Raw genomic sequence first — 21,738 nt, 5'->3', positions numbered from 1 at the left:
ATGCCGGTGGAACGGGCGATGTCGTCGGCGGTGGACGGTCGCCAAAGGGATTCGGGTGCTGCCGGTCTGGTCAATCTTCGCGATGTCGGCGGGCTGGCGTTCGAGGACGGAGGCGTCACCGCGAGCGGGGTTCTGTATCGCGGAGACGCCCCGTACCCGGGTGACACCCGTGTGCCCGAACTGGAATCGTGGCCGCCGGCATGCGTGGTCGATCTGCGTGGCGCTCGGGAACGTGCACGCTTCGCCTACGAGTGGCCCGTGGGACCCGTGGTCTGCCACGTACCGATGCTGGACGCCGCTGCCCCCGACGCGGCCCCCACGGACCTGGCTGCGGTCTTCCTCCGCATGCTCGCGGTTGCGGACCTCTGGGCGCATGACCTGATCCGGTACGTCGGGCGGTCTCCGGGGCCCACGCTGGTTCACTGCACGGCGGGGAAGGATCGAACCGGCGTGGCCGTCGCAGCGCTCTTGCTCGCCGCGGGAGTCGAACCGTCCGCGGTGGTCGCCGACTTCGTGGCCAGCGAGGCCGCCGTGGCGAGTCTGTACGCGCGGTGGCTAGACGTGGGCCTGCGCACACCCGATTCACCGCCGCTTCCGGAGAAGTACATGCACGCGCCGGTCGACGCGATCACACCGGTCATCGACCGGTTGATGTCGCACCGAGGCGGAGCGGCGCGGTGGCTGCTGGACACCGGGGCGGACCCGGGTGACCTCAGTTGCTGGCAGACCCGGCTGCGCGGGATGGACGAGCGATGACCCGCTCGCCGAACCTTGCGCAAACAGCCGATGGGACAGTGGGTTTGGTCGAAAACTGGTACCGGCAGGGCCATTACGGCACCGACACCTGGGTGGACGTCTTGACCGACGACCTCGCTCCCGGACCGCACTGTTCGCTCGTGTACTGCGCAGCCGATGGTTCCCGATCGGTGACGACCGTCGGTGAGATCCGCACCACGGCACAGCGAGTGGCCGCGGGGTTGCGTGCCCACGGGGTGCGCCCGGGCGACGCGGTGGCAGTGCAACTGGCCAACCGCATCGAGGCGTCGGTGGCGTACGCGGCCGTCCTGATGGCCGGCGCTGTACTGGTACCCATCGTGCACATCTACGGACCGAACGAGGTTCGGTTCATCCTCGACCAGTCCGAAGCCGTCATGGTGATCCAGCCGGATCGGTGGCGCACCACAGACTTCTCCGCCCGCGTGGAGACCTACGTGGAGCTCCCCTCCCTGCGGCATGTGGTGACCGTAGGCGATCAGGTACCCGCCGGGGCGGTGCCGTGGCGTGATCTGTCGTCCTCGGCGGACTACATCCGGCCCACCGTGCACGCCGACGACATCGCCCTTCTCGTGTACACCTCGGGGACCACGTCGGCGCCGAAGGGTGTTCAGCACAGCCATAATTCACTGCTCGCGGAGGTGCGATCCGAACCCGGAGCGCCCGGCGGGCGTAAGGATGCCGTACAGCTCGTCTCGTTCCCGCCGGGGCACATCGCGGGCGTCAGCAATGTGCTGCGGCCGCTCCTGCACGGCCGCAGCGCCGTCTATCTGGAGAGCTGGGACGCCGCGGTGGCGGCGGAGATGATCTCGCGGTATCGGGTCACCTCCACGTCGGGGACACCGTTCCACCTCGCCGGCCTGCTCGATATCGCCGGCGTCGAGACCAGCCTCCGCACGCTCACGAACTTCCTCGTCGGGGCGGCGGCAGTCCCGGAGGCCTTGGTCAGGCGTGCCGAAGCAGCCGGGATAGCCACGTTCCGTAGCTACGGGTCCACCGAACATCCCACCGCGACTTCCGGTCACGCCGGGGAGTCGGTCGCGGCACGGCTGGGCACCGACGGCGCACCGATGGCAGGCGTCCGGATTCGCATCATCGATTCCGACGGAATGGAAGTGCCGGTTGGTGTCGACGGTGAGGTGGTGCTCCAAGGTCCCGACCAGTTCGTCGGGTACCGAGACGCGCGACTGAATGCGGACGTGTTCACCGCCGACGGCTGGATGCGCACGGGCGATCTCGGCCACCTGGACGGTGACGGTCGACTCACGATCACCGACCGGATCAAGGACGTGGTGATCAGGGCGGGGGAGACCATCTCGTCGAGCCAGGTCGAGGACGTCATCGCCGGCCACCCGGCGGTCGCCGAGGCCGCCGTCGTCGCGGCGCCGGACCCACGCTACGGCGAGGTGGTCGGGGCCGTGGTCGTCCTGGAACCTGGTGCGGGTCTCACGCTTGACGAGCTCCGGGCTCACTTCGACTCGTCGGGCATGGCCCGACAGAAGAACCCGGAACGCCTCGCGGTGGTCGATGCGCTGCCGCGCACCGCGCTCGGGAAGGTACGCAAGTCGGACCTGCGTGCCGAACACTTCGCCCACGACCCGAGTGCATCTGTGTCGCAACGCTCATCGAACTGACAGCGGTTCCGTTGGGTGGAACACGCGGTTGGGCATCGGCAGCGAACCCGAAATGATGTTCCCAGAATCCCAATCTCACTTTTGTTTCCTGATCCACTCTCCGTCAAGCGAAGGATCCACATGACCACGGAATCCGCGCAATCTGAACTGCTGGCCGACATCAGCACTCGCGCTGCGCAAGCCGGTCGGCGCTGGCAGTCCGACCTCCGGGTCGACAACGTCCGCCCCTTGACCGGCGGGACGTCGAGCCTGACGTTCGTCGCCGACATCACCGGTGGCGCCGGCGCCGAGTCGGTCGTCCTCAAGGTCGCACCTCCTGGCCTCGAGCCGGTCCGCAACCGTGACGTGATCCGCCAGGGCAGGGTCATGCAGGCGCTGCAGGGTGTACCCGGTGTCGCAGCGCCGGCCGTCTACTTCGACGACGCGGGCGCCCCGCCGTTCGTGGCGATGCAGATGGTGCCCGGGGAATGCGTGGAACCGCTTCTGGCCGAGGGACGCTCGACCGACGAGGGGACCCGGGCGCAGACCCGCGCACGGTACCTCGATGCGGCCCGCATGCTGGCTCACCTCCATTCCGCCGTGCCCGCCGACATCGGCCTCGCCGACGAGCCGGTGGTGGGCCTGGGTGCGGAGATCGACCGGTGGACAAGAGCTTTCGAGACTGTTCCGGAAGACCTTCGTGGTGACTACGAAGGCTGTGCGAAAGCTCTGTGCGCAACCATGCCGGCGCCCGCACCCCCGGTGGTCAACCACGGCGACTATCGCCTCGGGAACACGCTCTGCGACGGCGATAGGGTCACGGCGATCATCGATTGGGAGATCTGGTCCGTCGGCGATCCGCGCATCGACCTCACCTGGCTCGCCTACTTCACCGACGAAGCCGGCCATCCCGCAGCGGCATCCGACGAGCCGTGCGGTACACCGACCATCGCCGAGGTCACAGAGACCTACGAAGGGACGTTGGGCCGCCGGGTGGACGACATCGAGTGGTTCCACGCACTCACCCGCTACAAGGAAGCCGCCGCAACCGCGCTGCTGATCAAGCGCGCGCGTAAGCGGGGTGGGTTGAGCGCTTCCTTCCAGAAGATGGAGCCCGCGCTGCCGGGCCTGCTGACCGAGGCTCTGACGCTCGTCGGGTACTGATCCACGCACCGTCAGGCGGACAGCACCAACGGAAGGAGACGACGACGATGACCGACGCGGTATGCGTGCCCGGTGACGTCCCACCGGTGATCCCGGGTGGTCGTCAGCTCCGCCGCATACCGAAGCCCCGCCGGCAGGCCTCCTACGACGACGAGGTCAAGCTCCTGATTCGTGCGGCGCAAGCGGTGATGGTTCGTAAGGGGCGAACCGAGCAGCCCAGGCTTGCCGAGATCGTCAGGGAAGCAGGTATGTCGAATCAGGCCTTCTATCGACATTTCCGTAGTCGTGACGATGTCATCGTCGCCACCTACGAGCAGGGGTTGCTCGCGATCCACGAATACCTCGAGCACCAGGTGCGCAAGGCGCCCGACCTCGAGAGTCGACTCGTAGCCTGGATCGACGGAGTGCTCGCGCAGATCCGGGATCCGGAGCTCTCGGAGCTCAGTCGGGCGGTCATCTGGAACGTCGAGCAGATCGCCCGCACGAAGAGCGAGATCCGGCCGGTCGGACACGAGCGCATCGCAGGTCTGCTCGGCTCGGTCCTGGCCGACGGTGGCGTGGTCGAACCCGAGCGGACCGCACTGTTCATCCACACCCTGGTGATGGGCCTCACCACGACCTATATGACATCGGGCGAACCGCCGACGGACCAGGCACACGAACACCTCCTGGCTTTCTGTCTGTCGGGCGCCATCGGCTCGACCCCGACCCCGACCGCGCCGGCAGCGGCGTGCCCCGATCCGTCAACCGACAAGTGACCGAGTAAAGGACCGCATCCATGTGGGATTTCCAGACAGACCCCGAGTTCCAGGCGAAGCTCGACTGGGCAGCCACTTTCGTCCGTGAGGAGTGTGAACCGCTGGACCTGCTGTTCCCGCACCTCGGCCAGCCCTACAACACCGAGAACAAGGCGGCCCGTGCGATTCTCGCCCCACTGCGGGAGCGAGTGAAGGAACAGGGTCTGTGGGCCTGCCACCTGGGCCCGGAGCTCGGCGGACAGGGCTACGGTCAGATCAAGCTCGCACTGTTGAACGAGGTGCTCGGCAGGTCGATGTGGGCGCCGACCGTCTTCGGTACCGCGGCCCCGGACACCGGCAACGCCGAGATCCTCGCCATGTTCGGCACCGACGCACAGAAGGAGCAGTACCTCCAGCCGCTGCTCGACGGTGACATCGTCTCGTCGTTCTCGATGACCGAACCCCAGGCGGGTGCCGATCCCAAGGAGTTCATCTGCTCGGCGCGCAAGGACGGCGACGAATGGGTCATCAGCGGTGAGAAGTGGTTCTCGTCCAACGCGCGGTACGCGTCGTTCCTGATCGTCATGGCGGTCACCGACCCCGACGCATCGCCGTACCGCCGCATGTCGATGTTCGTGGTGCCGGCGGAGACCCCCGGCGTGGAGATCATCCGGAACGTTTCCGTGATGGGGGACCGCGACGAACTCGACGAGGGTACGCACGCCTACATCCGCTACAACGACGTCCGCGTCCCGTCGGATGCGATTCTGGGTGGCCCCGGCCAGGGATTCGAGGTCGCGCAGGCCCGCCTCGGCGGCGGCCGCGTGCACCACGCGATGCGGACCGTCGGGAAATGTCAACGGGCACTGGACATGATGGGCGAGCGGGCGTTGTCGCGTCGCACCCAGGGCGAGGTCCTCGCGAAAAAGCAACTGGTGCAGCAGTTCATCGCCGACTCGGCGATCGAACTCGAGCAGTACCGCTTGCTGGTCCTCAAGACCGCGTGGGTCATCGACACCCAGCCGCACGGCTCGGCCCGCACGTACATCGCGATGTGCAAGGTCGCGATGGCGAAGATCTATCACGACATCATCCACCGCGCGATCCAGCTGCACGGTTCGCTCGGCTCCACTGTCGAGACACCGCTGCACGACTACTGGCACGGCGTCATCTCGATGGGTCTCGCCGACGGACCGACGGAGGTCCACAAGGTCGCCGTCGCCCGCGGCGTGCTGGCGAACTACGAACCGACCGACGCGTTGTTCCCGACCGAACACATCCCCACACGACTGATCGCGGCGAAGGCCAAGCACGCCGCCATTCTCGAGGAGTACGGAATCGCATGACCAATCATTTTGATCTGTCCGGAAAAGTTGCACTCGTCACCGGTGGTAGCCGTGGCCTCGGCCGCGAGATGGTGTTGGCGTTTGCCGAGGCCGGTGCCGACGTCGTCATCACCAGCCGCAAGGCCGAGGCCTGCGAGGACGTGGCTCGCGAGGTCGAGGCACTCGGCCGCAAAGCGCTCCCGGTGAGCTGTCACATCGGTAAGTGGGACGAGATCGACGCGCTCGTCGAGAAGGCATACGAGGTGTTCGGCAAGGTCGACGTCCTGGTGAACAACGCGGGTATGTCGCCGGTTGCGCCATCGTCGGCCGAAACCAGCGAAGAGCTGTTCGACAAGGTCATCGGCGTCAATTTCAAAGGGCCGTTCCGCTTGACGTCGTTGGTCGGTGAACGCATGGCGGCCGGTGAGGGCGGCTCGATCATCAACGTGTCGTCGTCGGGTGCACTGTTCCCGCAACCCCGATTCGGTCCGTACTCGGGTGCCAAGGCGGCCCTCAACGCGGTGGCCGGCGCGTTCTCCCGTGAATACGGTCCCACCGTCCGCGTGAACACCATCTCGGCGGGCCCGTTCCTGACCGACATCTCCAAGGCGTGGGCCCCGGAGAAGCGGGAGACCACGCAGAGCGCGATCGGGAGACCGGGCCGGCCCGAGGAGATCGTCTCGACAGCGCTGTACCTGGCCAGCCCGGCGTCGAGCTACACCACGGCGTCGCTGATCCGCGTCGACGGCGGACTGTACTGAGCTGATGAGAGCAGTACGATGCGAGACCCACGGCGATCCCGACCTGCTGGTCGTCCGCGACATACCCGATCCCGTCGCCGGTCCCGGTGAGGTCCTCGTCGGGATCGAGGCGGCCTCGGTGAACTACCCTGACGTCCTGATCGCAGCCGACAAGTATCAGGTGAGCGTCCCGACACCGTTCACGGCGGGCAGCGAATTCGCCGGCAGAGTGCTGGGGGCAGGGGCCGATGTCGATGGTCTGGTGGTTGGCGACGCGGTGATGGGCACCGCGTTCGGCGGTGCGTTCGCCGAGAAGATCGCGGTGCCGGCGACCGCGTTGTCGCCGGTGCCCGAGGGCCTGGACCTGGTCCATGCGGCGGCGTTCAACGTCACCTACCGGACCGCCTACCACTCGCTGACGACCTTCGGCGACGTACGGGCGGGCGACTGGGTCGTGGTCCTGGGTGCGGCCGGCGGCGTGGGCACCGCGTGTATCGACGTCGCCACCCGCCTCGGCGCGCGCGTGATCGCGGCGGTGTCCACGCCGGATCGGGCACAGGAGTGTCGTGACCTCGGCGCGGCCGAGGCCATCGTCTACGGAGAAGAGAACCTCAAGGAACGGATCAAGGAGATCACCGGTGGCGGTGCCGATGTGGTGATCGATCCGGTTGGTGGTGCCTACTCGGAGCAGGCGCTGCGCGCGATCAGGTGGGGAGGGCGGTTCGTGGTGCTGGGATTCGCGCAGGGCGACATTCCACGCATCCCGCTGAACCTGATCCTCCTCAAAGGTGCGGTCCTTCGAGGGTTCGAGATCAGGACGCTCGCGCAGCACCTGCCGGAGGCGGTGGAACGAGGGCGTCGGGAGATCGCACGCCTCGTCGCGCAGGGCATGACGCCGCACGTCTCGGAAATCCATGCGCTCGACGAGGCTCCAAAGGCGCTGGCGCGCGTCGCGGAACGTCAGACCACGGGCAAGGTGGTCATCGACACCACTCGCTGAGCGTGCGAAAGGCGATGGGGCGCAGACGGATCACCGTCTGCGCCCCATCGTCGCGTCAGGCTCCTTGCCAGCGCGGCGCGCGACGTTCCGCGAAGGCCGCTGCGCCTTCGGCAGCGTCGGCCGAGGCGAACACGGGGTCGGTGTAGGCAGGCTGGCGCTCGAACGACTCTTCGTCGGTCCAGGTTCGTGCGGCGAGGGCCAGCGCTTTGCTGGCGCGGACCGCCAGCGGCGCGTTCGAGCTGATCGATGCGGCCAAGGTGCGAGCCACCGCGATCGCACTGCCGTCGTCGACGACGCGATTGATCAGACCGTGCGTGTGTGCGTCCCGGGCGCTGATCGGTTCGCCGGTGAGCAGCATCTCCAATGCGACAGCGCGGGGAAGAACCCGCGGCGCCCGGAAGATGCCGCCGGCACGGGCCGCCAGACCCCGCTTGACCTCCGGCAGTCCGAACTTCGCGCCGGCGCCGGCCACCACGAGGTCGCAGGCCAGAACCATCTCGAATCCGCCACCCAGCGCCCAGCCCTCGACAGCGGCGATCAGTGGCTTGGCGGGCGGGGCCTCGACGAGGCCGCCGAATCCACGACCCGCAACGACGGGGCGTTCGCCCAGTCGGAAACGCTTCAGATCCATACCGGCGCAGAATGTTCCGCCGCTTCCGGTGAGGATCGCGACCGAGAGTTCGGGGTCGTCGTCGAGTCGGGTCAGCGCCTCGGCGATGGCAGTCGCTGCCGAGAGCGACATGGCGTTGCGCTGCTGCGGCCGGTTGATGGTGATCGTGAGGATTCCGGCGTCGGCCTCGACAAGAACCTCCGGTTCGGTCGAGGCGCTCATCGCGGAGGCATCCGGATCGCGCCGTCCACCCGAATGGTCTCGCCGTTGGTGTAACCGTTCTCCAGCAGCGCGAGTGCCATCCCGGCGTAGTCCTCGGCGCGACCGAGACGCTTCGGGAACGGGACGCCGGCGGCCAGACCTTCGCGGATGTCGTCGCGCAACCGGGCAAGCATCGGGGTGTCGAACGTACCGGGGGCGATCGTGTTGACCCGGATCCCCTGACTGGCGAGGTCACGCGCAGCGACCAGGGTGATGCCGTGCACGGCGGCCTTCGACGCGGTGTACGCGGTTTGCCCGATCTGGCCGTCGAACGCCGCGACCGAGGCCGTCAGCACGATGGAGCCGCGTTCACCGTCGATCACCTCGTTGCGCGCCATCCGCGCCGCCGCGGTGCGCAGCACGTTGTAGGTACCGATGAGGTTGATCTCGATGATATTGCGGAAGCTGTCGAGATCGTTCGGTTCGCCTTCCTTGGTGAGGATACGAAGACGATCGCCGCCGCGGCCCGCGCAATGGACGACCCCGCGTAGCGGACCGAACTTCTCGGCCGCATCGAGGGCGGGTCCCAGCGAGTCCGCGTCGGTGATGTCGACCGGGGCGAAGACGGCGGCGTCGCCGAGGCGCTCGGCGGTGGCCGCGCCATCGGAGGCAGCGAGGTCGGCGATGACGACGCGCGCGCCCGCACCGACGAGCGCGGAAGCCGTCGCCTCGCCGAGACCGGACGCGCCTCCGGTCACGAAGAATGTGTTGTCTTTGAGTTGCATGAGTCGGTCTTTCTGTTTGTCGAGGTGGGAGGGAACTCGGGTGTGGCTGCTATCCGGGGAATCGGCCGGCGATGTCGCGGCCGATGATCTCCTTCATGATCTCGGTCGTCCCACCGACGATCGTCTGCACGCGCGCATCAGCATAGGCACGGGAGATCGGGTACTCGTCCATGTACCCGTATCCGCCGTGCAATTGAAGGCAGCCGTTCACGATTCGGTTCTGCAGTTCGGTCGTCCACCACTTCGCCTTCGCTCCGCGCGTGACATCGAACGTGCCGTCGTTGTAGGCGTGAATGGACTGCTCGAGGAACGTCCGCGTGATATCGACCTCTGTCGTCATCTCGGCGAGGCGGAACCGGGTGTTCTGGAAATCGATGATCCGCTCGCCGAACGCTTTTCGCTCACTGGTGTACTTGACCGTCCATTCCAGGGCAGCCTCGGCGGCGCACAGTGCGCGCCAGGCGATGGAGAGCCGTTCGAGCGGAAGCTGCGCGGTCAGGTGATGAAAGCCCCGACCTTCCTCGCCGACCAGATTCGTGACCGGTACACGGACGTCGTTGAACGCGATCTCCGCGGTGTCCTGCGCATGCAGTCCGAGTTTGCGGAGTTTGCGTCCACGGCTGAATCCCGGTGTGGTGGTCGGGACGAGGATCAAGGACAAGCGGGGGCGGCCCTCGTGTTCGCCGGTGCGGGCGGCCGCGAGAACCACATCCGAGGAGAATCCACTGGTGATGAATGTCTTGGCGCCGGTGATGACCCACTCGTCGCCGTCGCGCACAGCGGTGGTCTTCATGCCGCGCAGATCGCTACCGGCGGCGGGTTCGGACATGGCGATCGACGCGACGACGGTTCCGTCGGCCATGCCGGGCAGCCATTGGCGCTGCTGTTCGTCGGTCCCGAATGTGGTCAGATACGACGCGACGATGTCCTCGTTGATCGAGAATCCGGATGCGAGCGATGCGGCGCCCACCGCGGCGAGTTCTTCCTGTACGACGCAACGGAACCGGTAGTCCTTCATACCGCCGCCGCCGAGCTCCTCGGCAATCCTGATGCCGAGGACGCCGTGCGCTCCGGCGGCCTTCCAGACATCGCGGCCGGTTTCGCGATCCTCTTCCCACCGGTCGAGATTCGGAACGACTTCTCGTTTCACGAATTCTCGGACCACATCGCGGAAGTGTTCGTGATCGTCCTCGTAGAATGGTTGAGGCACTTGGCTTCTCCTGATTCGATGAATGCCGGAGGGTGGAACTCCGGCTTGTGTTTTCCGATTGTCTCTGGCTTGAATCAAACCCTTCTGACAATTCGATTCAAAGGATGACGGGTATGAATTCTCCAGCGCCGCTGAGCGGGCTTCGGGTCGTGGAGTTCCTCGGGTTGGGGCCGGCACCGTTCGGCTGCATGATGCTGGCCGACCTCGGTGCCGATGTGCTGACGCTGCGCCGGCCCGGGACCCAACTCCCCGCACTGGTGCGCAACAGGAACACGCTGGAAGTCGACCTCAAGGACGCGGAGTCGCTGCAGGAGGTCCGGACCGCGATCGCCGCGGCCGACGTTCTGGTCGAGGGCTTCCGCCCGGGTGTCATGGAGCGACTCGGACTCGGGCCGGCCGATGTGATGGCCCGCAACGAACGTCTGGTGTACGCGCGCATGACCGGATGGGGTCAGTCCGGTCCGCTGGCGAGTACCGCCGGCCATGACATCAACTACATCGCGTTGTCGGGCGCTTTGCATTCGGCGTCCCGTCGCGGGGGTGTGCCGACACCGCCGGCGAATCTTCTGGGTGACTTCGGTGGCGGTGCCATGTATCTCGTGACCGCCGTGCTGGCGGCCGTGTACGAGCGCGATCGGACGGGCGAGGGGTCGGTACTCGATGTGGGCATCCTCGACGGCACCACGTATCTGACCTCGATGCTCCAGGAGTACCGTTCGGCCGGCCGCTGGTCGGATGAGGCCGGAACGAATCGGCTCGACACCGGAGCGCCGTACTACGACGTGTATCCCTGCGCCGATGGCAAGTTCGTCGCCGTCGGCGCGCTGGAGGATCCGTTCTTCGATGTGCTGTTGGAGGTTCTCGGCCTGGAACCGGAGCTCGCGGACGGGCGTGCAGACCCGCCGTCCTGGCCCGCACTTCGCGAGCGGATCGCCGCCGCGGTGTCGAGCCGCACCCGTGACGAATGGGAGGCCGTGGCCGCGCACACCGACGCCTGCCTGACCCCCGTGCTGAGCCTCGCGGAGGCGCCGGACAACGCGCAGGTCCGGGCGCGCGGAATCCTCATCGAAGACGGCAGGGGAGGCTGGACGCCGCGCGTGCCGATCGGGTACCGCACGGCCGCGGTTGGGGCCCGCGAGCTGCTCTATTCGTGGATCGATGGCCAAGGTGGCCACAACTCCTGATCCGTTCGGAGGGTGCATGTCACTCCTCTGGGGCTTCGGCCGTACCGACTCCGGGGCTTCGGCCGTACCGGCCGGGTCGGATCCGAGGACTCGGCCGGGTAGGCGCCCAGTTCTGTTACTCTCACATAGATAACCAAGTAAACTTAGCACGGCTCCAAGGGTAATCCGAGTAACAGATACCTCACCGTTCCCGGCAACCGCTGCCACGGAGTCACTCCTTCAGGAGGTTTGCATGAGCCCGTCTGTCGAGAACCGCCGCGTGTTGGTGACCGGTGCCGCGACCGGCATCGGGGCCGCCGCGGTGCACGTGCTCAGTGCCGCCGGCGCGCGCGTGGTCGGCACCTTCCACAACACCGAACCCGAGTCCCGGGTGGGCGCCTCCTGGGTCCGCTGCGACGTCACCGATCAGCAGTCTGTGGACGAAGCTGTCGCCGAAGCGGTTACAGAGTTCGGTGGACTCGATGTGCTGATCAACGCGGCCGGCAACTGGCAGCCAGGCATGCCGGGCCAGTTCGATGCCAAAGACATCCGATCGGTACTGGATGCCAATTTCACCTCCACGGTCTTCACGAATCAGGCCGCTTATGCGTCGATGAAGGAGTCGGGAGGGCAAATCGTCAACTTCGGTTCGGCCGAAGGGGTCACCGGAAGTCCGTTCGCGGCCACGTACTCTGCCGCGAAGGCTGCCGTGCATGCCTGGACTCGATCGGCCGCCCGGCTCTGGGGTGCCGACGGCGTCACCGTCAACGCCATCGCACCGGCTGTCCAGACCCGAGGCGCGGACAGACTGCGGGACAACCTGACCCCGAAGGGGTGCAACAGCTCGAACAGCAATTGAAGTCGGTGATTCCGCTCGGCGGCAAACTCGGCGATCCCGTCGAAGATCTGGGGCCCGTGCTGCTGTTCCTGTCGAGCGATGCCGCGAAGTTCATCACGGGGCAACTCCTGGCCGTCGACGGTGGCCTGCAGATGCTGGGCGCGTAGGCACGCGCAGGCCGATCAGCGTCAGAAGAACTGATGAACGACTCCGTCCCGGTGACCGTGCGCGGTCGCCGGGACGAAGGTCGTTGTCGGGTCAGCGTTTCCACCGCCGGCACCCCCGAGGGCGACGGTCCGCCGGATCATTCGACCAGTTCGTAGATCGTCGCGTTGGCGGTGCCACCACCCTCACAGATGGTCTGCAGCCCGTACTTGATGCCCTGGTCACGCATGTGATGGACGAGCTTGGTGGTCAGGATGGCGCCCGTGGCCCCGAGCGGATGGCCGACGGCGATCGCGCCGCCGAGCGGATTCACCCGATCCGGATCTGCGCCGATCTCGATCTGCCAGGCGAGCGGCACCGGTGCGAACGCCTCGTTGATCTCGATCGCACCGATGTCGTCGATACGCAGACCGGCTCGCGCGAGGACCTTTTCGGTCGCCGGAATCGGCGCCGTCAGCATCATGACCGGATCGGCGCCCACCACAGACCCCGAGTGCAGGCGCACGATCGGGGTGAGTCCGAGTTCGGCGGCCTTCTCCGGTGTCGTGATCAGCACGGCCGAGGCGCCATCCGAGATCTGTGAGGCGTTGCCCGCGTGGATCACGCCGTCGTCCTGGAACGACGGCTTCAGCTTGGCCAGCTTCTCGGGCGAGGTGCCCCGCCGCAGACCTTCGTCCACGTCGAGATCCGCCTCGCCCACATGGACACCCACCAGCTGAGCGTCGAACGCACCACGATCGATGGCATCGGCCGCGAGTTGGTGTGAGCGCGAGGCGAACTCGTCGAGCGCATAACGGGACAGGCCCCACTTCTGCGCGATGAGCTCGGCGCCCATCCCCTGATCGAGTTTGTCGGTGTCGTATCTGTCGAGCACCGTCTGTCCGTAGGGGAAGCCGGTGGCGCGGCCGGCACCCAGCGGAACCCGCGACATGGTCTCGACGCCGCCGGCCACGGCGATGTCGTATCTTCCCGACATGACGGCGTGGGCGGCGGATTCGATGGCCTGCTGCCCCGAGCCGCACGCGCGGTTGATCGTGACCGCAGGTACGCTCTCGGGCCATCCGGCGGCCAGCGTGGCGAATCGTGCGACATTGCTCGACTGATCGCCGAGCTGAGTCACGCATCCCCACATGACGTCGTCGACGATCGCGGGATCGACACCCGTACGCGACATGAGCTCGTTCAGGACCAGCGCGGACAGGTCGACCGCGTGGATACCGCTCAGCGAGCCGTTGCGCTTACCGATCGGTGTGCGGACGGCCTCGACGATGACAGCGTCTCGTACGTGCATTCTTGTGCTCCTGTGCAGCAGAGGGATCAGATGACGACTCTAGGTGACCGCGCCGGCGATCTTGAGGCCGATGAGTGTTTCGTCGTCGACCCCGATCTCGCGGAGGATCTCGTCGGTGTGTTCGGCGAACTGCGGTGCTCGGGTCATCGACACCGGCGCCTTGTCGAACTTCACCGGATTGGCGACCAGCCGCTGGGCATTCCCTTCGGCGTCGGTGAGCTCGACGATGCGCCCGTTTGCGATCAGCGCGTCGTCGTTTCCGACGTCCCAACTGTTCTGGACCGGGGCCCAGGGCCCGCTGAGATCGGCCAGGATGCCGACCCAGTCGTCGAAGGACTTGCCCGCGATGGCTTCTGCGAACCAGGCGCTGATCTCCTCGCAGTTCTCGGCTATGCCTTCGTGCGTCGTGAAGCGGGGGTCGTCCACGAGATGGGCGAGGCCGAGGATGCCGACGAACTCGTTCCAGAAGCGCGTGGGCTGCAGCATGGAGAACTGTAGCCAGCGATTGTCGGCCGTCTTGTACGAGCCGGTGAGGGGATTGCCGGTGGCCTGGGTCTTCTTGACGACCTTTTCCAACGGTCCACCGTTGGCCAGGGCCATGTTGACCGTGAACTGGGTGGCCCAGGCGCCCACGCCGAGCAGTGACACGTCCACCTCGGACGGCTCGCCGGTGCGCTCACGCCCGGCGATGGCGGCCGCGATGCCGCCCGCGATGGTCATTCCGCCGATGTTGTCGCCGTAGGCGCCGGCCGGCATGAACGCCATGTGATCGGCGTCCGGTGCCAGCACGCCGTCTGCACTCCCGCCGCGGGCCCAGAATCCGGTCGAGTCGTATGCGCCGGAATTGATATCGCGGCCCTGATTGCCGAACCCGCTACCGGTCACGAAGATGATCCTCGGGTTGATCGCGCGCACCCTGTCGAGGGTGATGCCGAGCTTTGACTGTTGTGCCGGAAGGTAGTTGGTGAGGAACACGTCGCTGCGACGGATGAGTTCCTCGAGTACGGGTCGCGCCTCCGGATTGGCCAGGTCGATACCGATGCTGCGCTTGCTTCGGTTGGGGCCGTCCATGATCGGGCTGAACGACGACCCCTCTTTGCCCGTCCTGTGACCGAGCACGCGGACCATGCCGCGCTGGGCGTCGCCCTTCTCGGCGTGCTCGACCTTCACGATGTCGGCGCCCCAGTCGGCGAGGACAGCTCCTGCCGACGGGACGAACGTGAACTGGGCGACCTCGAGGATGTGGATACCGTCGAGAGGGCGATCCATGATGGGACTCCAATGCGTGAGTGAGATGGGTGCGAGATCAGTTGGTGCGCAGAAGAATGGCGCCGGACGGGACACCGCCCCCGGAGGAGACCACGGCGACCTTCGGGTCGTCGACCTGACGGCCGGGGGCCTGCCCGCGCAATTGCAGCACGGCTTCGCGGAAGAAGCCGAAGCCATGCGTGCGTCCCGCCGAGAGTTGGCCGCCGTGCGGGTTCAGCGGGAGACTGCCGTCGATCGAAATGGTCTTGCCACCGTCGATGAAGTCTTTGGCCCCGCCGAACTCGCAGAAGCCGAGGGCCTCGATCCAGCTGAGAGCGTCGAAGGTGAAGCCGTCGTAGATCAAACCGACGTCCACGTCGTCCGGACGCAGCTCGGTTCGACTCCACAGGTGTGCACCGGGACCGAGGGTCTGCGGCAGATGGGCCAGGGTGCTCTGATCCCAGGAGAGGTTCTCCATCACCTGGGTTCCCACTGCTTCGACCAACACGGGCTGACCGGGGAGATCCTTGACGGTGTCGACGGCCGAGACGATGACCGCGATCCCCGCGTCGACCGGAACGTCGCAGTCGTACAGCCCGAACGGCGTCGAGATCGGCCGCGCGTTGAGGTAGTCGTCCATGGTGATCGGGTCGCGGTAGACGGCTTCGGGATTGGCCGACGCGTTGTCCCGTGCGGTCACCGCAATCGCGCCGAGCGCCTCTTTCGCGTCGCCGTAGCGGTGAAAGTAGTTCGACGCCTGGCAGGCGATCCAGTTGGAGGCGGACATCGCACCGAACGGATACAGGTACTCGAACATGTCCGTCGCCCGATTCGTACTCGCCGCCCACTGCCCCGAGCGGGCCAGCGCGGAGTGGGAGGACTCCCACACGGTGCGAAAGCACAGGACGTGCCGACACAGGCCGGACGCGACGGCGAGCATCGCGGCGACGATCGCACCGTTCTGCCCGTGCAGCTCGCTACCGGCGTTGACCCAGGTCGGACGGACTCGCAGCGCCTGCTCGACGGGCATGATGCCGCCCTCGGACATGCCGCCGCCGTATCGGCCCGGATAGGTGGACAGACCATCGATGTCGTCGAGAGTGAGCCCGGCGTCCGCGACAGCGGACAGGCACGCGTCTACCGTCAGCGACAGCGGATCGACCATGAGGCGGCGACCGACCTTTGATTGTCCGACGCCGGTGATGGCGACACGATCCTCGAATCGCTTGGCGCTGAACGGCGCTCGCAGGCGGGACCGATAATCGTCGGGCTCGGGCATCGGCGCGGGCTCGCCGACCGCATCGGGATCGATCTCGAACAGAGGGAGCCAGATCGAGTCGTCGACCTGCTCGAAGAGCACCCGGACCCGTGTGCCGACAGCGACGTCGTCGGGCTCACAACCGACGATGTTGGTTGTCAGTCGAACGTCCGGGTCCTCTTCGAGCGCGACCACTGCGATCACGTAGGGCGGCGGGAAATCGGGCAGCCACTGCTGCACATTCACCGTCAGACCGACGACGAATGCCTTGCCGGAGACAGGTTGCAGGGGGAGGTCGCGCCCGCCACACACCGGGCACAGCACGGACTGCGGATGGTTTCGTTTTCCGCAGTTCGTGCACTGCGCGATCCGCAGGACGTCGTCGGCGCCGGATGCCCAGAACTCACGGCTCGCGAGCGTCGGCTGCGGGAGTGGGCGTCCGGTGGCCAGAGTGGTGGTCAATTCTTACTCCATTCGAGGCAGTGGTCAGCGGGCCGAATCCGAGTCGGACGGTGCCGCATCCGAGATGGGATGCTTTACGCCACGGACCCGCGCGATGTCGGGGTCGCGATGGCGATCTCGGACGGCGACCATCGCGGCGATTCGGCGCTCCCGGTCGGCCCGGCTGAACAGTTCGCCGTCCGCGTCGGAGTCACCGAGCCGCTCGGTCTCGGCCGTGATCTCCTCGTCCAGCAATTCGCTGGCGAGTTCACGCGTCAGGAGATCCTGGTCGACCCAGTCGTCCTCGGGTAGTTGCTCGATGTGTTCTTCCATGACGAAGATGGCTGTCCTTCTGTCTGTCTCGGCTCAGTTGCGGGGGAAGTTGAGGAGAGCGCGCGCGTTGGTCTCGACCATCTTCTCCACCTCGTCGTCCGGGACGTCGATCATCGAGTCGTGGACCTTCTTGCGGCTGTTGGGCCAGTTCGAATCCGAATGCGGGTAGTCGCCTTCCCACGTGATGTTGTCGATGCCGACCGCGTGGCGGTTCGCGATGCCGAAATCGTCCTCGATGAAGCAGCCGTAGAGATGCTTGGCGAACAGTTCCGAGGGCCGGATGGTCTGGTTGATGTTCTGGTAGAAGCGGTGTTTCGACCAGGTCTGATCCATGCGCTCGAGCATGTAGGGAACCCAGCCGATGCCGCCCTCGGAGAGCATGAACTTCAGCTTCGGGTGGCGGTGGAACACCGGCGAGAACAGCAGGTCGGCGGTAGCGTACATCGAGTTGCACCCGAACAGGGCGGTCATCACGGCCATGGGCGCCTCGGGCGCGGTGATCGGCGGCTTGCCTGAGGTCCCGAAGTGCACGGTCAGTGGGATGCCGACTTCTTCCACCGCCGAGAAGAACGGATCCCAGTGGTCGGTGTGGAATGACGGGAGCCCCAGCGGGACCGGATTCTCCGGGAACGAGATCGCCTTGGCGCCCTTGGCGGCCGTGCGATAGACCTCCTTGACACATTCATCGACCGACCACAGCGGCATGATGACCAGCGGGATGAGACGGTCGGGTGCGGTCGCGCACCACTCGTCGATGTGAAAGTCGTTCCAGGCCTGGACAGCACACAGGGCCAGTTCCTTGTCCTCACCGTCGAGGAAGACGGTGCCCGCGAACCGCGGGAACGACGGGAACGAGAGTCCGGCCTGGACGCCGTCGATGTCCATGTCGAGGACGCGGGCCTTGGGCTCGTAGCACCCCGGGATCATGTCCTCGTAGCGAGTCGGCTCGGCTCCGTACTCCTCCGGCTTCTTGCCCGCAACGGCGTTGAGGCCGATGTACGGGTAGACGCGGCCCTCATAGATCCACACCTCGGCGAGCTTGGTGCCGGTTTTGTTGTTGTTACCGTCGCCGGCGTGGACGGAGCGAGGCATCTCCTTCTCGATGATGCGCGGGCCGGCATCGAGGAACTTCTTCGGCAGGCGATCGACCCACAGGCTCGGAGGTTCGATCAGGTGATCGTCGGTGGAGATCAGGTGCATATGGCTCTGCAGTGGCATGGACCCTCCTGGAGTGTAGTGGAGTGACTGCGATGGTGATCACTTGTCTATCTAGGTGGACGCTAGTCGTGGATGCTCCGCACGTCACCGCGTTTTTCCGCTCAGTGGGCTGGAATTCGTCCAGTCGGGCAACGGGCAGGCCTGGCTGAATGTCGTGCGATGAAACCGTTTCGGGGCTCCACACTTGCATGTTATAAACAGTTAACTATGTGATAGGTGTCAGTCGCAGGGAACGGTGGCAATGGACGAGGTCGGTTTCATCGGCGCAGGTCATATCGGGGAGCCGATGGTGGAGCGACTGCTCGCGGCCGGTCGGCGCGTCGTCGTGTACGCCAGGCGCCAAGAGGTCCGCGATCGACTGGCGGCTTGCGGTGCCACGATCGTCGAGACTCCCGTCGAACTCGCGGAGCTGCCCGTTGTGATCACGTGCTTGTTCAGTGACGAGCACGTGCTGGACCTGTGCACGCCGATCGTGCGGCAGATGAAGCCCGGGTCGGTGTTCATCTCGCACACCACCGGTGGTCCGGCGGCAATCCGCACATTGAGTGAGAGCGGTTCGGCGAACGGCGTCTCGGTGGTCGAAGCACCGTTCAGCGGCACCCCGGAAGCGGTACGTGCCGGCCGACTGACCGTGTTGCTCGCCGGCGATGACGCGGCAGTGGAAGCTGCGGCAGAAGTGGTGCAGGCGTATGCCGATTCTCCGCAGTGCACGGGCGGGCCGGGTACCGCGCTGGCGGCGAAACTGTTGAACAACGTGTTGTTCGCGGCGTGCACCCAGGCCACGCTATCGGCGCTCGACGTGGCCGAGTCGCTGGGGATCGAGCAGAAGACAATGCTCGACGTGCTGGCCGTCAGTAGTGGTGGAAGCACCGCTGCCGGCTATATCAGTGGCTCGGGGGTCGGTGCCCGAATCTATAGCGATCGCTTGCTCCGATACCTGCGTAAGGATGTCGCGTCGGTTCGGATCGTTGCGGGGGAGTTGGGCATCGACATCGCCGACCTGGTCGCGGCGGCCGAGCGCGGGCCGATGGATGTCGCGGGGCGCTGACCGACCGACATCGCGGATAGCGATGTGAACCCAGTGCGCACCACTGCGCTGTGGACATGAGAAGTACCGATCAGAAAGAGAAATCAATGGATACACCACTGGAAGGTCGAGTTGCCTTCGTCACCGGCGCAGGTCAAGGGCAGGGTCGCAGTCATGCGATCCGATTGGCGGAAGCCGGAGCGGACATCATCGCGATCGACATCTGTGAACAGATCAAGACCGCGACGCACACGATGGCCGGGCCCGACGATCTGGCGGAGACCGCGCGATTGGTGACCGACCTCGGTCGACGGGTGCTCACCCGGGTCGTCGACGTTCGAGACCGTGCGAGTCTCATCGAAGCGACGCAGGCCGGTTCCGCAGAGTTCGGTCGTATCGACATCGTGGTGGCGAACGCCGGGATCTGCCCGTTGGGTCCGGATGTTTCACCGACCGCCTTCCTGGACACCGTCTCGGTCGACCTCGTCGGTGTGGTGAACACCGTCGACGCGGTCTTCCCGCATCTCGGTGCGGGAGCGTCGATCATCTGCACCGGTTCGATGGCCGCGTTGATGTCGAGCCTCACCGACAATCCCGCCGCGGGTCCGGGGCCGCGGGATACGCGAATGCGAAGCGAGGCGTGGCCCGATTCGTCCACGACGCCGCACTGCAGTTCGGGCCTCTCGGGATCCGTGTCAACGCCGTCCATCCGGGCAACATCGACACGCCGATGCTCCAGAACGAGGCGATGTACAAGATCTTCCGTCCGGATCTGACGAATCCGACCCGTGAGGACGCGGAGCCGGCGTTCGGGTTCTCACACAAGCTTCCGGTGAACACCATCTCGCCGCGGGATGTGAGCGAGGCCGTGCTGTTCCTGGCGTCCGACGCGTCGCGCTACATCACCGGGCAGCAACTCAAGGTCGATGCCGGAGCGTTGCTGGCCGACACGACGTCGGGTGCTCCGGCCTGACTTCGACCAGTGGACAAGGAACTGCCGCCCACCGAATCCGGTGGGCGGCAGTCGTTTGTGCGGTTCTACCAGGTCAGCTCGCGACCAGCGGAGCCGCGGTGAGCGCGCGCTGCATGTAGGCCACCGCGCGTTCGGTGGACTCGGTCACGCCGACACTCTCGATGAACGGGCCGTCGATCTCCAGATCGAATGCTCCCCGGTAGCCGGCATCGACGATGCGAGCGGTGAGTTCGGCGATGCCCACGTTGCCCTCGCCGGGAATCTGCTTCTGCAGGTTTCCATCCGAATCGCGCTGCGAGTCGCCGATCTGGACGAGGCCCACCAGGTCGATGTGATCGCGCAGTACTCGCTCCAGGTCGGGATCCTCCCAGACATGGTAGACGTCTAGGCAGAGTCCCACGTTGCATTCCTGGGCCAAGCGGAGATACGTCTTCAGGGTGTAGACGAAGGAGACGAACGCGTACACGGGGAGCGTGGGCTCGATGAGGAACTTGATACCCGCTGCGTTTGCATATGCGACGACGGGCTCGATGTAGCTCTTGAATGCCGCGACGGAGGTGTCCTCGTCGACGACGAGCGAGCCGCTCACGGTGTACACCGCGGGAACCCCGAGCGCGACTGCGATGTCGATCGTGTCGGTCAGCTCCGCCCGCTTGCTGTCCCAGGTCGCCGGATCGGCGAGATCGACTGGTAGTCCGGGGATCAGGGCGGCGACAGTGATCCCGGCGGAGTCGAGGAGATCGCGGGTTTGTTCCACACCGAACTCCGAGATCGGACCGGCCATGAGTGTGGTGGTGCCGACACCCTGGCGCTTCAACTCATCGATGAAGTCCGGCAGCGGTGTTGTGTAGTAGCACAGGGCGCTCAGCGAAACGCGTGGATCCATTGTCATTCTCCTGGTTGGGCGAGAGTCGTCAGATGAAACGTGAGATACGGCTGTCTCGCGAGCAGCCTCTGAGTTTAGATAGTTAACTAGTTATACAATGTGAGGTGTGCCACTGTAAAGCGTGCGATGCGGGTCTGTCCGATTGCAGCGGGACTCAGCTGCCGGCGGCCTTGCGGAAGTCCCAGCTGACGATCTTGGACGGCGTGACCCGCAGCCAACCGTGCCTGCCGTCGGTCCGAAACGTCTCGGAGTTGCTGTATTTCCTGGCGAACAGCAGTTCTGGCGCGACCAGGTCGTCGACGGGCATGGCGCCGCGAGGGATCTCGCCGACTGTCTCTGTGGTGCCGACTATTTCGACGCCGTGGAGTTCGGCGAAGGCCTCACCTCCGTCGACGACGACCGCGATGCGCGGATCGCGGACGAGGTCGGTCCACCGCTGGCTGCGCACGAGCGAGTTCAGCCACAGATGGGTTCCGTCCCAGACGAACCACAACGGCGACACGTGGGGGGTTCCGTTGCTGTCCACTGACGCGACGCGGCAGACGCGTGCCTCGGTCAGGTAGGTCTGGATCTCGTCGGTGGTCATGGCGATCTTTCGACCGCGCTTCTGGGTGATGACGGAATCTTGCATGCGACAACTCCTCTGTCGGCGTGGATCGGGGCAGATTCTCTGGGGTCGCCATGCACCGGCGACGCATGTCGATGACGACTGAGTCAAACATAGTTGACTGAGTGAAT

General features: G+C 65.9%; 19 protein-coding genes and 2 pseudogenes. 11 read left to right on the top strand and 10 right to left on the bottom strand.

The window, feature by feature from the left end; translation table 11 throughout:
• The 7 genes from D7316_RS12305 (at position 1) to D7316_RS12275 (ending at position 7,353) form a co-directional block, all read left to right on the top strand.
• Positions 1-756 carry a tyrosine-protein phosphatase gene (locus D7316_RS12305; protein ID WP_232016885.1) on the top strand — a complete coding sequence of 252 codons (756 nt, stop codon included), beginning with the start codon at positions 1-3 and terminating at the stop codon, positions 754-756.
• A gap of 38 nt (positions 757-794) precedes the next feature.
• A complete protein-coding gene (locus D7316_RS12300; RefSeq protein WP_232016884.1) occupies positions 795-2,408 on the top strand; it encodes an AMP-binding protein in 1,614 nt (537 codons plus the stop codon).
• A gap of 120 nt (positions 2,409-2,528) precedes the next feature.
• Complete coding sequence (locus D7316_RS12295; RefSeq protein ID WP_124708499.1) at positions 2,529-3,551, top strand: phosphotransferase family protein; 1,023 nt, start codon at positions 2,529-2,531, stop codon at positions 3,549-3,551.
• Between the two features lie 47 nt (positions 3,552-3,598).
• Complete coding sequence (locus D7316_RS12290; RefSeq protein ID WP_124708498.1) at positions 3,599-4,309, top strand: TetR/AcrR family transcriptional regulator; 711 nt, start codon at positions 3,599-3,601, stop codon at positions 4,307-4,309.
• A gap of 20 nt (positions 4,310-4,329) precedes the next feature.
• Complete coding sequence (locus D7316_RS12285; protein ID WP_124708497.1) at positions 4,330-5,634, top strand: acyl-CoA dehydrogenase family protein; 1,305 nt, start codon at positions 4,330-4,332, stop codon at positions 5,632-5,634.
• Positions 5,631-6,374 (top strand): SDR family NAD(P)-dependent oxidoreductase, encoded by a 744-nt coding sequence (locus tag D7316_RS12280; RefSeq protein WP_124708496.1) that lies wholly within the window; start codon positions 5,631-5,633, stop codon positions 6,372-6,374. The genes D7316_RS12285 and D7316_RS12280 overlap by 4 nt, the downstream gene beginning before the upstream one ends.
• A 4-nt stretch (positions 6,375-6,378) precedes the next feature.
• Positions 6,379-7,353 (top strand): NADPH:quinone oxidoreductase family protein, encoded by a 975-nt coding sequence (locus D7316_RS12275; protein WP_124708495.1) that lies wholly within the window; start codon positions 6,379-6,381, stop codon positions 7,351-7,353.
• Positions 7,354-7,408: 55 nt separating this feature from the next.
• Here D7316_RS12275 and D7316_RS12270 read toward each other — a convergent pair whose 3' ends face one another.
• From D7316_RS12270 to D7316_RS12260, 3 genes are read right to left on the bottom strand one after another with little or no spacing between them, the layout of a single operon-like run.
• Positions 7,409-8,185, bottom strand: a complete 777-nt coding sequence (locus D7316_RS12270; protein WP_124708494.1) for a crotonase/enoyl-CoA hydratase family protein — start codon at positions 8,183-8,185, stop codon at positions 7,409-7,411.
• A complete protein-coding gene (locus D7316_RS12265; RefSeq protein WP_124708493.1) occupies positions 8,182-8,949 on the bottom strand; it encodes an SDR family NAD(P)-dependent oxidoreductase in 768 nt (255 codons plus the stop codon). The genes D7316_RS12270 and D7316_RS12265 overlap by 4 nt, the downstream gene beginning before the upstream one ends.
• A gap of 49 nt (positions 8,950-8,998) precedes the next feature.
• Complete coding sequence (locus tag D7316_RS12260; protein WP_124708492.1) at positions 8,999-10,159, bottom strand: acyl-CoA dehydrogenase family protein; 1,161 nt, start codon at positions 10,157-10,159, stop codon at positions 8,999-9,001.
• A 113-nt stretch (positions 10,160-10,272) separates the two neighbouring features.
• Between D7316_RS12260 and D7316_RS12255 the strand changes: the two genes are divergently transcribed.
• Positions 10,273-11,343, top strand: coding sequence for a CaiB/BaiF CoA transferase family protein (locus D7316_RS12255; protein WP_232016883.1), 1,071 nt, complete (start codon positions 10,273-10,275; stop codon positions 11,341-11,343).
• A 232-nt stretch (positions 11,344-11,575) separates the two neighbouring features.
• Positions 11,576-12,327: pseudogene (locus D7316_RS12250) on the top strand (SDR family NAD(P)-dependent oxidoreductase).
• 137 nt (positions 12,328-12,464) lie between these two features.
• Here the strand turns inward: D7316_RS12250 and D7316_RS12245 are convergent.
• From D7316_RS12245 to D7316_RS12225, 5 genes are read right to left on the bottom strand one after another with little or no spacing between them, the layout of a single operon-like run.
• Positions 12,465-13,616 carry a thiolase family protein gene (locus tag D7316_RS12245; protein ID WP_124708490.1) on the bottom strand — a complete coding sequence of 384 codons (1,152 nt, stop codon included), beginning with the start codon at positions 13,614-13,616 and terminating at the stop codon, positions 12,465-12,467.
• Between the two features lie 39 nt (positions 13,617-13,655).
• Positions 13,656-14,885: a CaiB/BaiF CoA transferase family protein gene (locus D7316_RS12240; RefSeq protein ID WP_124708489.1), complete on the bottom strand. Its 1,230-nt coding sequence runs from the start codon at positions 14,883-14,885 to the stop codon at positions 13,656-13,658.
• A gap of 37 nt (positions 14,886-14,922) precedes the next feature.
• Positions 14,923-16,584, bottom strand: coding sequence for a thiolase C-terminal domain-containing protein (locus tag D7316_RS12235; protein ID WP_232016882.1), 1,662 nt, complete (start codon positions 16,582-16,584; stop codon positions 14,923-14,925).
• A gap of 24 nt (positions 16,585-16,608) precedes the next feature.
• Positions 16,609-16,896: a hypothetical protein gene (locus tag D7316_RS12230; protein WP_124708488.1), complete on the bottom strand. Its 288-nt coding sequence runs from the start codon at positions 16,894-16,896 to the stop codon at positions 16,609-16,611.
• Positions 16,897-16,929: 33 nt separating this feature from the next.
• Positions 16,930-18,114 carry an amidohydrolase family protein gene (locus tag D7316_RS12225; protein ID WP_124708487.1) on the bottom strand — a complete coding sequence of 395 codons (1,185 nt, stop codon included), beginning with the start codon at positions 18,112-18,114 and terminating at the stop codon, positions 16,930-16,932.
• A 241-nt stretch (positions 18,115-18,355) separates the two neighbouring features.
• Between D7316_RS12225 and D7316_RS12220 the strand changes: the two genes are divergently transcribed.
• Positions 18,356-19,162, top strand: coding sequence for an NAD(P)-dependent oxidoreductase (locus D7316_RS12220; protein ID WP_124708486.1), 807 nt, complete (start codon positions 18,356-18,358; stop codon positions 19,160-19,162).
• 86 nt (positions 19,163-19,248) lie between these two features.
• Positions 19,249-20,114, top strand: a pseudogene (locus D7316_RS12215) (mycofactocin-coupled SDR family oxidoreductase).
• 73 nt (positions 20,115-20,187) lie between these two features.
• On the opposite strand, the gene D7316_RS12210 reads toward D7316_RS12215, so the two are convergent.
• Positions 20,188-21,000, bottom strand: a complete 813-nt coding sequence (locus tag D7316_RS12210; protein ID WP_164473778.1) for a sugar phosphate isomerase/epimerase family protein — start codon at positions 20,998-21,000, stop codon at positions 20,188-20,190.
• A 154-nt stretch (positions 21,001-21,154) separates the two neighbouring features.
• Positions 21,155-21,631, bottom strand: a complete 477-nt coding sequence (locus D7316_RS12205; RefSeq protein ID WP_124708484.1) for a pyridoxamine 5'-phosphate oxidase family protein — start codon at positions 21,629-21,631, stop codon at positions 21,155-21,157.
• Positions 21,632-21,738: the final 107 nt, after the last annotated feature.

The organism is Gordonia insulae (assembly GCF_003855095.1).
Classification (GTDB): domain Bacteria; phylum Actinomycetota; class Actinomycetes; order Mycobacteriales; family Mycobacteriaceae; genus Gordonia; species Gordonia insulae.
The sequence above is the reverse complement of the archived record's forward strand: the minus strand, read 5'-3'. Positions and strand labels throughout refer to the sequence as shown.